6 protein-coding genes and 2 pseudogenes are annotated in these 11,793 nt (G+C 72.0%); 5 read left to right on the top strand and 3 right to left on the bottom strand.

All coding sequences use genetic code 11. The features are described from left to right. Window positions 1-72: 72 nt before the first annotated feature. Complete coding sequence (locus ACGFYH_RS02995) at window positions 73-846, top strand: DsbA family protein (RefSeq protein WP_393801353.1); 774 nt, start codon at window positions 73-75, stop codon at window positions 844-846. A gap of 76 nt (window positions 847-922) precedes the next feature. Then, window positions 923-1,984 (top strand): prolipoprotein diacylglyceryl transferase, encoded by a 1,062-nt coding sequence (lgt, locus tag ACGFYH_RS03000; protein WP_393801354.1) that lies wholly within the window; start codon window positions 923-925, stop codon window positions 1,982-1,984. Window positions 1,985-2,043: 59 nt separating this feature from the next. Here the strand turns inward: lgt and ACGFYH_RS03005 are convergent, their stop codons facing one another. From ACGFYH_RS03005 to ACGFYH_RS03015, 3 genes and pseudogenes are all read right to left on the bottom strand, one after another. Then, window positions 2,044-2,868 carry an HpcH/HpaI aldolase/citrate lyase family protein gene (locus ACGFYH_RS03005; RefSeq protein WP_393801355.1) on the bottom strand — a complete coding sequence of 275 codons (825 nt, stop codon included), beginning with the start codon at window positions 2,866-2,868 and terminating at the stop codon, window positions 2,044-2,046. 130 nt (window positions 2,869-2,998) lie between these two features. Beyond that, a pseudogene (locus tag ACGFYH_RS03010) lies at window positions 2,999-3,583 on the bottom strand (ADP-ribosylglycohydrolase family protein); the annotation flags it as partial. A 265-nt stretch (window positions 3,584-3,848) separates the two neighbouring features. After that, window positions 3,849-4,376 (bottom strand): annotated as a pseudogene (locus ACGFYH_RS03015) (ADP-ribosylglycohydrolase family protein); the annotation flags it as partial. 233 nt (window positions 4,377-4,609) lie between these two features. On the opposite strand from ACGFYH_RS03015, the gene ACGFYH_RS03020 reads away from it, so the two are divergent. From ACGFYH_RS03020 to ACGFYH_RS03030, 3 genes are all read left to right on the top strand, one after another. After that, a complete protein-coding gene (locus ACGFYH_RS03020) occupies window positions 4,610-5,341 on the top strand; it encodes a VIT1/CCC1 transporter family protein (protein ID WP_393801356.1) in 732 nt (243 codons plus the stop codon). 372 nt (window positions 5,342-5,713) lie between these two features. Then, window positions 5,714-10,336: a glutamate synthase large subunit gene (gene gltB / locus ACGFYH_RS03025; RefSeq protein ID WP_393801357.1), complete on the top strand. Its 4,623-nt coding sequence runs from the start codon at window positions 5,714-5,716 to the stop codon at window positions 10,334-10,336. Beyond that, window positions 10,329-11,792, top strand: coding sequence for a glutamate synthase subunit beta (locus ACGFYH_RS03030; RefSeq protein WP_393801358.1), 1,464 nt, complete (start codon window positions 10,329-10,331; stop codon window positions 11,790-11,792). Before gltB ends, ACGFYH_RS03030 begins: the two co-directional genes overlap by 8 nt. Window position 11,793 lies beyond the last annotated feature (1 nt).

Genomic DNA, 11,793 nt, shown 5'->3' on the forward strand with positions numbered 1-11,793 from the left:
ATACGGGTCCCTCGTACGGGTGGACCTGGGACCGGGGAGGCGCGCTGCGCCTCCCCGGTTCGTTCTGCGGGTGTGAGCGAGAAGAACCGACAGGGAAAGCGCACCGCCCGGGAGAAGCTGGCGGACCAGCGCGAGAAGCAGAAGTCCAGGGACAAGCGCCGGCGTGCGCTGATCGTCGGCGCGAGCGTGGTCTGCGTCCTGGGGCTCGCGGCGGTGATCGGCGTGGTCGCCGCCAACGCGGGCAAGGACGACGGCAGCGAGTCGGCCGGTCCGGTCGTGGTGCCCTCGGGCGCGCAGGGCAAGGACGGCCTCGCGATCCCGGTCGGTGAGGAGAGCGCCAAGTCGACGCTCACCATCTGGGAGGACTTCCGCTGCCCGGCCTGCAAGGCCTTCGAGCTGGCGTACCGCGACACCGTCCACGAGCTCACCCGTGCCGGACAGCTCAAGGTCGAGTACCACCTCGCGACGATCATCGACGGCAACATGGGCGGCACCGGTTCCCGCAAGGCGGCCAACGCCGCGGCCTGCGCCCAGGACGCCGGCAAGTTCCCGGCCTATCACGACGTGCTGTACGACAACCAGCCGCCCGAGACCGACGACGCCTTCGCCGACGAGGACAAGCTGCTCGACCTGGCGGGCAAGGTCGACGGCCTCGACACCACCCTGTTCCAGGAGTGCCTGAAGAACGGCAGGCACAACAGCTGGGTGGAGAAGTCCAACGAGGCCTTCCGAAGCGGCGGCTTCAGCGGCACCCCGACCGTTCTGCTGGACGGCAGGAACATCTACCAGGACCGCTCCATGACACCGGCCAAGCTGAAGCAGATGGTGGAGGAAGCCGCCAAGTAGCGCGCCCGCTCGTTACGGACCCGTAGCCGGGCTGCCCGCCGCGCGTCCCGTCCGACACGGTAGCGTCGACCCTGCCATGGAACTTGCCTTCATTCCCAGCCCGTCGCGCGGGGTGCTGCACCTCGGCCCCATCCCGCTGCGCGGCTACGCGTTCTGCATCATCATCGGCGTCTTCGTTGCCGTCTGGCTCGGCAACAAGCGCTGGATCGCCAGAGGCGGGCGGCCCGGCACGGTGGCCGACATCGCGGTCTGGGCCGTCCCCTTCGGCCTGATCGGCGGGCGCCTGTACCACGTGATCACGGACTACCAGCTGTACTTCAGCGAGGGCCGTGACTGGGTCGACGCCTTCAAGATCTGGGAGGGCGGCCTCGGCATCTGGGGCGCCATCGCGTTCGGCGCCGTCGGCGCCTGGATCGGCGCCCGGCGCCGGGGCGTCCCCATGCCCGCCTACGCCGACGCCGTCGCCCCCGGCATCGCCCTCGCGCAGGCCATCGGCCGTTGGGGCAACTGGTTCAACCAGGAGCTGTACGGCAGGGCGACCGACCTGCCGTGGGCCCTGGAGATCACCTCGACGGCCGACGGACGGGTGCCGGGCACCTACCACCCGACGTTCCTGTACGAGTCGCTGTGGTGCATCGGTGTCGCGCTGCTCGTCATCTGGGCCGACCGCCGCTTCAGTCTGGGCCACGGGCGGGCCTTCGCGCTGTACGTCGCCGCGTACTGCTCGGGCCGGTTCTGGATCGAGTACATGCGCGTCGACGACGCCCACCACATCCTGGGCCTCAGGCTGAACAACTGGACCGCGCTCTTCGTGTTCCTGCTCGCCGTGCTGTACATGGTGCTCTCGACGCGGATGCGGCCGGGCCGGGAGGCCGTGGTGGAGCCGGGTGCGGAGTCCGCCGGCGGCGACACCGGGGACGATCCGAAGCCGGACGCGACGGAGAAGGCGGGGGCCACCCCCGCGGGCACCGACGCGGGCACCGGAACCCCCGCGGGCACCGGAACCGACGGCGCGGACAGCGTGGCGGAGACCGAGGACACGGAAGTCCCGGGGGCAGGCGGGGCCGCCGGGGACCCGGACGAGGCGCAGGACGCCGGGCGCGTGAAGGACGGGGCCGAGTCCGCAGAGAAGGCCTGACCGCCCGCCGTGCGCACGCCGAGGGCGCCCGGAATCCCACCGGGCGCCCTCGGCGTGTGTCAGGACAGGGTGGGCCGCCGGGCCAGCGACAGGGTGCGCCGGGCCGTGGCCACCACCGCCGCGTCGATGAACCGGCCGTCCGGCAGCGCCTGCGCGCCCGGCTGGACCGTGGCCGCCTTGACGATCGTCTCCGCCTCCTCCAGCTCCCGTTCGGTGGGCAGATACGCCCGCTCGATGATCGGCAACTGGCGGGGGTGGATCGCGGCCCGCCCGAGGAAGCCCAGGGCGCGGCCGTGGGCGCAGGAGGCCGCCAGGCCCTCCAGATCCCGGATGTCGGGATGCACCGTCTGCGACGGCGGGGCCAGTCCCGCCGCCCGCGCGGCCACGACCACCCGCGAGCGCGACCAGTCCAGGCCGGTGTCCCCGCGCACGCCCAGGTCGGCACGGAGGTCCGCCTCGCCCAGGGCGATGCCGCGCAGCGCCGGGTGGGCGGCGGCGATCCGGTACGCCCGTTCCACTCCCAGGGCGGTCTCCAGCAGGGCGTACAGCGGCGGCCCGCCGGTGGCCGCGGCGACCTCGGTGACCTGCTCGGGTGACATCACCTTGGGCAGCCGCAGCCCGGACAGTCCCGGCAACGCGGCCAAGGCCGACAGGTCCGCGGCGGCGAGCGGGCCGTCCAGGGCGTTGACGCGGACGTGCACCGGCACCGGCTGCGGCTCGGCGAGCAGCTCGGCGGTGGCCTCGCGGGCGTACTCCTTGCGGTCGGCGGCGACCGCGTCCTCCAGGTCCACCACCACCACGTCGGCACCGGCGGCCAGCGCCTTGGCGACCACCCGGGGCCGGTCGCCGGGGGCGTACAGCCAGGTGAGCGGGGGTGCGGTCATACGACGCCCTCCTCGCGCAGCTCATTCACGTCCGCCGGTGTGAGTCCCGGCCCGGCCAGCACCTCCTCGGTGTCGGCGCCGTGCGGGCGCCCCGCCCAGCGGATCGCGCCCGGGGTGGCGGAGAGACGGAGTTGCCGAGCCCGGCCCGCACCGAGACGCGGGCGCGCAGCGGCAGTACCGCCGACTCGACCTCGGGGGCCCGGTCGGCCGCCGCGGCGACCTCGCCGGCGACGGTGTTCCAGATCAGGTCGATCGCGGCCCGCATCCGGCGGTTCCGGCTCAGGTCCCCGAGCGCGCCGTCGTCCCCGGCCCGCAGCACCGCCCCCGCCGCGAACGCCGCCCGCTCGGCATCGTCCGGGGGGCCCGGCCGCAACGGCTCCGGGGGCTGGTTCAGGGCGATCGGGACGGGAAGGGCGGGGGTCGCGTTCTGCTCGGCGAAGGTGTCCGGCCCGCGGGTGAGCCGGCGCGTCCACCCGGGCATCCGGGCGGCCCGGTGCCGGGCGGCGGGCCAGCCTGCGGCGGCCTCCACGGCGAGACCGAGGAGGAGTCCCTCGGGCCGGTCGGGGAACGGCACCGTGCCGGACGGCGCCGCCGCACCCGGCTCGGGCCCCGGCCGGTGCCCGCTCCCGGGGGGCGTGGCCTCCTCCGGCACGCCGGGCGCTTCGACGTACGCCGTGGTGCCCGTTGTCCCGGCGACGGGACGAAACCTGCTCACGGCCACACCTCCGCCGCCACCCCGGGCAGCCACGCCCTCCGGCCGGGTGGGGCCGCGGTGTCGCGGGGCGATGGCGTGTCGCGCCGCGGGTGGTGCGCTGTCCCGTCGGGGGTGCGGGGCATCGGGGCCGTCGCCGGGATGTCGGGTGCGGGGTGGGGTGTGCCCTGGCCGGTTGGGGTGGGGGGTTGTCCTGCGGCTGGAGTGTCGGCTGAGGGTGTTGTCGTGGTGTGCGGGGTGTGGGGCATCGCGGCTGTCGCCGGGGTGTCATGCCCTCGACCTCGTGGCTGACCGAGCCGTCGGTCGCCACCAGCCGCGCCGCCTCCGCGGGCCGCCTCGCCGCGAACGCCCCGTACGGCGCGGCCCGCATGGCCAGTCCGTCGCTCCAGGCGTGCCGGTGCTGGGCGGAGACGGGGGCGGCCAGCCCCCGGCGCAGGTTCTCCGGGGTGCCGCGCTCGCTGAAGCCCGCGCCCCGGAACGGGCCCTCCTCCCGGTCCGCGATCCACTCGTGCCAGGCCGTCTCCACATGGACCGGGGTGAGGGCGGCGCCGTACCGGGCCGGCAGCAGCCACGAGAAGATCGCGTACTCGGTGTCGTCGGTACCGGCGGGCCGGTCGGCCACGTACCCCGTGATGCGGCCCCAGCGGGCGCGGATCTCCGAGGGCTTCATGTTCTCGGACGGGGCTCCGAGGGCGTCCCCGACGGCCAGTCCCGGTAGCGCGCCCCGGGCCCGTTCGCGGAACCCGACGGCGGCCCGGGGCGCGGGGACCGGGGGAACGCAGGCGGTGGATGCCATGCGGCCTCTCCTCTCCCTCCGCACATCTGTCCCCGGTGCGGTGCGCACCGCAGCCTCACCGGGCGCAGCGTCACCCGGTCGACATACGTGCGGGCAAGATCACGGATGAGCGCTGAAAGGCAAAGCCGCAGCTAAGCCCAGCCTTTCCTTGCTGGCGGGACGGAAATGAACGGCGTAGATTATCTGTTGTTAAAAAGTAGAATGAGTCCAAACTAGTCTCCGGGGGAGCCCTCATGGCCATCATCGAGACCGAGGCGTCGCTGCACGAGGCGCACCGCGACAACCACACCCACCGCGATGTGAACGGCGGCTGGCTGCGCCCCGCCGTCTTCGGCGCCATGGACGGCCTGGTCTCCAACCTGGCCCTGATGACCGGTGTCGCCGCCGGCACCGCGAGCCAGCAGACCGTGGTGATCAGCGGGCTCGCCGGTCTGGCCGCCGGCGCCTTCTCCATGGCCGCGGGCGAGTACACCTCCGTCGCTTCGCAGCGCGAGCTGGTCGAGGCCGAGCTGGACGTGGAGCGCCGCGAGCTGAGAAAGCACCCGGCGGACGAGGAGGCCGAGCTGGCCGCGCTCTACGAGGCGCGCGGCGTCGAGTCCGGGCTCGCGCGCGAGGTGGCCCGCCAGCTCTCCAAGGACCCCGAGCAGGCGCTGGAGATACACGCCCGCGAGGAACTCGGCATCGATCCCTCCGACCTGCCGTCGCCCCTGGTCGCGGCCGTGTCGTCGTTCGGGTCCTTCGCGCTGGGCGCCCTGCTTCCCGTCCTGCCGTTCCTGCTCGGTGCCGGCGCGCTGTGGCCCGCCGTGCTGCTCGCGCTCGCCGGACTGTTCCTGTGCGGCGCGGTGGTCGCCAAGGTCACGGCCCGCAGCTGGTGGTACAGCGGCCTGCGGCAGCTCGCCCTCGGCGGCGCGGCGGCCGGTGTGACGTATCTCCTGGGCAGCCTGTTCGGGACGGCCGTAGGATAGTCCGGCTCGAACTTATGCGAGGGGCCGCATAAGTAGCCGTTACTCGCTGGTTTCGAGTACGTAATCACCGGGCATGAGCCGTAAGCGCTGCGGGCAATGAGGCCTGCCGCGCACCCCGAGGAGTGGGCGACGGCGCTCCCTCCGCGCCCTCGGGCCGACGGGCACCGATCTGTCCGCCTCGGCCTCCGGAGCTTCCACCACGGGTGCGGTACCCCCACCGCGACCCACCGGTGTCCGCATGCTGGAACGGATTGTCCCGTTTACCGAGAACCAATCCATCATGTAATCTGCACCAAATTTTGCACCCACGCAGAGGGCCAACGTCGTCCCTCGGCAGTTCGCACATGCCAGATGACGACGACGGGAGAGCCGATGCGTACGCCGCGCCAGCCGTCCCAGCACTCCGCGAATGGCCAGAACTGGTCCTTCATGGATGCTCGCCCTGCTGCGCAGGGTATGTACGACCCCCGCAACGAGCACGACGCCTGCGGCGTCGGTTTCGTCGCCACTCTCACCGGCGAGGCGTCCCACACCCTGGTCGACCAGGCACTCACCGTGCTGCGCAACCTGGAGCACCGCGGTGCCACCGGCTCCGAGCCCGACTCGGGCGACGGTGCGGGCATCCTTTCCCAGGTGCCCGACGCCTTCTTCCGCGAGGTGGCCGGATTCGAGCTGCCCGAGGCCGGGGCGTACGCCGTCGGTATCGCCTTCCTGCCGGTCGACGGCACCGAGGACGCCGTCTCGCGGATCGAGACGATCGCCGACGAGGAGGACCTCACCGTCCTCGGCTGGCGCGAGGTCCCGGTCGCCCCGCAGATGCTGGGCGCCACCGCCCGTTCGACCATGCCGGTCTTCCGCCAGGTCTTCGTCGCCGGGGGCGCCTCCGGGACGGAAGGCGCCTCACGGGGCATCGCCCTCGACCGCCGCGCCTTCGCGCTGCGCAAGCGCGCCGAGCGCGAGGCCGGCGTCTACTTCCCGTCGCTGTCCGCGCGGACCATCGTCTACAAGGGCATGCTGACCACCGGCCAGCTGGAGCCGTTCTTCCCGGACCTGTCCGACCGCCGCTTCGCCTCCGCGATCGCGCTCGTGCACTCCCGGTTCTCCACCAACACGTTCCCGAGCTGGCCGCTCGCCCACCCGTACCGCTTCGTCGCGCACAACGGCGAGATCAACACGGTCAAGGGCAACCGCAACTGGATGGTCGCCCGCGAGTCCCAGCTCGCCTCCGACGTGTTCGGCTCGTCCTCCGACCTGAAGCGGATCTTCCCGATCTGCACGCCGGACGCCTCGGACTCCGCCTCCTTCGACGAGGTCCTGGAACTGCTGCACCTCGGCGGACGTTCGCTGCCGCACTCCGTGCTGATGATGATCCCGGAGGCGTGGGAGAACCACGACTCCATGCGGCCCGACCGGCGCGCCTTCTACCAGTACCACTCCACGATGATGGAGCCCTGGGACGGCCCCGCCTGCGTCACCTTCACCGACGGCACCCAGGTCGGCGCCGTCCTCGACCGCAACGGTCTGCGCCCCGGCCGCTACTGGGTCACCGACGACGGCCTCGTCGTCCTCGGCTCCGAGGTCGGCGTCCTCGACATCGATCCGTCGAAGGTCGTCCGCAAGGGCCGCCTCCAGCCCGGCCGCATGTTCCTCGTGGACACCGCCGAGCACCGGATCATCGAGGACGACGAGATCAAGGCCCAGCTCGCCGCCGAGCAGCCGTACGGCGAGTGGATGGAAGCCGGTGAGATCGAGCTGTCCGACCTGCCCGAGCGCGAGCACATCGTGCACACCCACGCCTCGGTCACCCGCCGCCAGCAGACCTTCGGGTACACCGAGGAGGAGCTGCGCGTCATCGTCGCGCCGATGGCCAAGGCCGGTGCCGAGCCGATCGGCTCCATGGGCACCGACTCGCCGATCGCCGCGCTCTCCGACCGCCCCCGGCTGCTCTTCGACTACTTCACCCAGCTCTTCGCCCAGGTCACCAACCCGCCGCTGGACGCCATCCGCGAGGAACTGGTCACCTCCCTGCGCTCGTCGCTCGGCCCGCAGGGCAACCTGCTGGAGCCCACGGCCGCCTCCTGCCGCAGCGTCCTGCTGCCCTTCCCGGTCATCGACAACGACGAGCTGGCCAAGCTCATCCACATCAACGCCGACGGCGACATGCCCGGCTTCAAGGCCGCCACCCTCTCCGGTCTCTACCGGGTGCACGGCGGCGGTGACGCGCTGGCCGCGCGCATAGAGGAGATCTGCGCCGAGGCCGACGCCGCCATCGAGAACGGCGCCCGTCTCATCGTCCTGTCGGACCGCCACTCGGACGCCGAGCACGCGCCGATCCCGTCGCTGCTGCTCACCTCGGCCGTCCACCACCACCTCATCCGCACCAAGCAGCGCACCGAGGTGGGCCTGCTGGTCGAGGCAGGCGACGTCCGCGAGGTCCACCACGTCGCCCTGCTCATCGGCTTCGGCGCCGCCGCGGTCAACCCGTACCTGGCGATGGAGTCGGTCGAGGACCTGGTCCGCGCGGGCACCTTCCTGCCGGGCGCCGAGCCCGAGCAGGCCATCCGCAACCTGATCTACGCCCTCGGCAAGGGCGTCCTCAAGGTCATGTCCAAGATGGGCATCTCCACCGTCGCCTCCTACCGCGGCGCGCAGGTCTTCGAGGCCGTCGGCCTCGACGAGGAGTTCGTCACCAAGTACTTCAGCGGCACCGCCACCAAGGTCGGCGGCGTCGGCATCGACGTCATCGCCAAGGAGGTCGCCGCCCGCCACGCCAAGGCGTACCCGGCCAGCGGCATCGCGCCCGCCCACCGCACCCTGGACATCGGCGGCGAGTACCAGTGGCGCCGCGAGGGCGAGCCGCACCTGTTCGACCCGGAGACGGTCTTCCGTCTCCAGCACTCCACGCGCTCCGGCAAGTACGACATCTTCAAGAAGTACACCGAGCGGGTGAACGAGCAGTCCGAGCGGCTCATGACGCTGCGCGGCCTCTTCGGCTTCAGGACCGGTGCGGACGGCCGTCAGCCGATCCCCGTCGACGAGGTCGAGCCCGTCTCCGAGATCGTCAAGCGCTTCTCCACCGGCGCCATGTCGTACGGCTCCATCTCCCAGGAGGCGCACGAGACCCTCGCCATCGCCATGAACCAGCTGGGCGGCAAGTCCAACACCGGTGAGGGCGGCGAGGACCCGGAGCGCCTGTACGACCCGGCGCGCCGTTCGGCCATCAAGCAGGTCGCCTCCGGCCGCTTCGGCGTCACCTCCGAGTACCTGGTCAACGCGGACGACATCCAGATCAAGATGGCTCAGGGCGCCAAGCCCGGAGAGGGCGGCCAGCTGCCCGGCCACAAGGTGTACCCCTGGGTGGCCAGGACCCGGCACAGCACTCCCGGTGTCGGCCTGATCTCCCCGCCGCCGCACCACGACATCTACTCCATCGAGGACCTGGCCCAGCTGATCCACGACCTGAAGAACGCGAACCCGCAGGCGCGGATTCACGTGAAGCTGGTCTCCGAGGTCGGCGTCGGCACGGTCGCGGCGGGTGTGTCCAAGGCGCACGCGGACGTGGTGCTCATCTCCGGCCACGACGGCGGCACCGGCGCCTCCCCGCTCACCTCGCTCAAGCACGCGGGCGGCCCCTGGGAGCTGGGTCTCGCCGAGACCCAGCAGACCCTGCTGCTCAACGGCCTGCGCGACCGGATCGTCGTCCAGACCGACGGCCAGCTCAAGACCGGCCGCGACGTCGTCATCGCCGCACTGCTCGGCGCCGAGGAGTTCGGTTTCGCGACCGCGCCGCTCGTCGTCTCCGGCTGCGTCATGATGCGCGTCTGCCACCTGGACACCTGCCCGGTCGGCATCGCCACCCAGAACCCGGTGCTGCGGGACCGGTTCGCCGGCAAGGCCGAGTACATCGTGAACTTCTTCCGGTTCATCGCCGAGGAGGTCCGCGAGATCCTCGCCGAGCTGGGCTTCCGCTCCATCGCGGAGGCCGTCGGCCAGGCCGAGACCCTCGACGTGACCCGCGCCGTCGACCACTGGAAGGCGCAGGGCCTGAACCTGGAGCCGCTGTTCCACGTGCCCGCACTGGCCGAGGGCGCGGCGCGCCACCAGGCCGTCGGCCAGGACCACGGCCTGGAGAAGGCGCTCGACAACCAGCTGATCAGGCTCGCCTCGGACGCGCTGGCCGCCTCGGACGCCACCCAGGCCGCCCCCGTGCGCGCCCAGGTCGCGATCCGCAACATCAACCGCACGGTCGGCACCATGCTCGGCCACGAGGTCACCAAGAAGTTCGGCGGCGGCGGACTGCCCGACGACACCGTCGACATCACCTTCACCGGCTCGGCAGGCCAGTCCTTCGGCGCCTTCGTCCCGCGCGGCATCACGCTGCGCCTGGAGGGCGACGCCAACGACTACGTCGGCAAGGGCCTGTCCGGCGGCCGGATCGTCGTCCGCCCGGACCGGGGCGCCGACCACCTCGCCGAGTACTCCACCATCGCCGGCAACACCATCGGCTACGGCGCCACCGGCGGTGAGATGTTCCTGCGCGGCAAGGTCGGCGAGCGCTTCTGCGTCCGCAACTCCGGCGCGCTGGTCGTCTCCGAGGGCGTGGGCGACCACGGCTGCGAGTACATGACCGGCGGCCACGCGGTCGTCCTCGGCGAGACCGGGCGCAACTTCGCGGCCGGCATGTCAGGCGGCATCGCGTACGTCGTCGACCTCGACCGCGACAACGTCAACACCGGCAACGTCGACGCGATCCAGGAACCGGACGACGCCGACAGGGACTGGCTGCACGACGTGGTGCGCCGCCACGCGGAGGAGACCGGGTCCACGGTCGCCGGGAAGCTGCTCGCCGACTGGCCCGTCGCCGTGGAGCGCTTCAGCAAGATCATCCCCAGTACGTACAAGGCAGTGCTCGCCGCCAAGGACGCCGCCGAGCGAGCCGGTCTCTCCGAGACCGAGACCACCGAGAAGATGATGGAGGCGGCGACCAATGGCTGATCCCAAGGGCTTCCTGACCCACGGACGCGAGGTCGCCAGGACCCGCCCCGTCGAGGAGCGCGTCAAGGACTGGAACGAGGTCTACGTTCCCGGCTCCCTGCTGCCGATCATCAGCAAGCAGGCCGGCCGCTGCATGGACTGCGGCATCCCGTTCTGCCACAGCGGCTGCCCGCTCGGGAACCTGATCCCCGAGTGGAACGACTACGCCTACCGCGAGGACTGGTCGGCGGCGTCCGAGCGACTGCACGCCACCAACAACTTCCCGGAGTTCACCGGCCGCCTGTGCCCGGCCCCGTGCGAGTCGGCGTGTGTGCTCGGCATCAACCAGCCGCCGGTCACCATCAAGAACGTCGAGGTCTCGATCATCGACAAGGCGTGGGAGACCGGGGACGTCGCCCCGCGGATCCCGGAGCGCCTGTCCGGCAAGACCGTCGCCGTCATCGGCTCGGGCCCGGCCGGTCTCGCCGCCGCCCAGCAGCTCACCCGGGCCGGCCACACCGTCGCCGTCTACGAGCGCGCGGACCGCGTCGGAGGCCTCCTGCGGTACGGCATCCCCGAGTTCAAGATGGAGAAGCGGCACATCAACCGCCGCATAGAGCAGATGCGCGCCGAGGGCACCCGCTTCCGCACCGGTGTCGAGATCGGCCGCGACCTCAAGGCCACCGACCTGAAGAAGCGGTACGACGCGGTCGTCGTCGCCGCCGGCTCCACCACCGCCCGCGACCTGCCGGTGCCCGGCCGTGAACTCAGGGGCATCTACCAGGCGATGGAGTACCTGCCCCTGGCGAACAAGGTCCAGGAGGGCGACTACGTGGCGCCCCCCGTCTCCGCCGAGGGCAAGCACGTCGTCGTCATCGGCGGCGGCGACACCGGCGCCGACTGCGTGGGCACCGCCCACCGCCAGGGCGCGGCCTCCGTCACCCAGCTGGAGATCATGCCCAGGCCGGGCGAGGAGCGGAACCCGGTCGCGCAGCCGTGGCCGACCTTCCCGATGCTCTACAAGGTCACCAGTGCCCACGAGGAGGGCGGCGAGCGGGTCTACGCCGTCTCCACCACCCACTTCGAGGGCGACGAGGACGGCAACGTCCAGTGGCTGCACATGAGCGAGGTCGAGTTCGTCGAGGGCAGGCTGACCCCGAAGCCGGGCACCGAGCGCAGGATCCCGGCCCAGCTGGTCACCCTCGCCATGGGCTTCACCGGCACCGACCGGGAGAACGGTCTGGTCGACCAGTTCGGCCTGGAGCTCGACGAACGCGGTAACATCGCCCGTGACGCCGACTTCCAGACCAACGTGCCGGGTGTGTTCGTCGCCGGTGACGCCGGCCGCGGCCAGTCGCTCATCGTCTGGGCGATCGCCGAGGGCCGCTCGGCCGCGCGCGGCGCCGACCGCTTCCTGTCCGGAGCCAGCGAACTGCCGGCCCCGATCCGCCCGACGGACCGCGCCCTCGCGGTCTGAC

The organism is Streptomyces sp. NPDC048392 (assembly GCF_043200575.1).
In the GTDB taxonomy this organism is placed as follows: Bacteria; Actinomycetota; Actinomycetes; order Streptomycetales; family Streptomycetaceae; genus Streptomyces.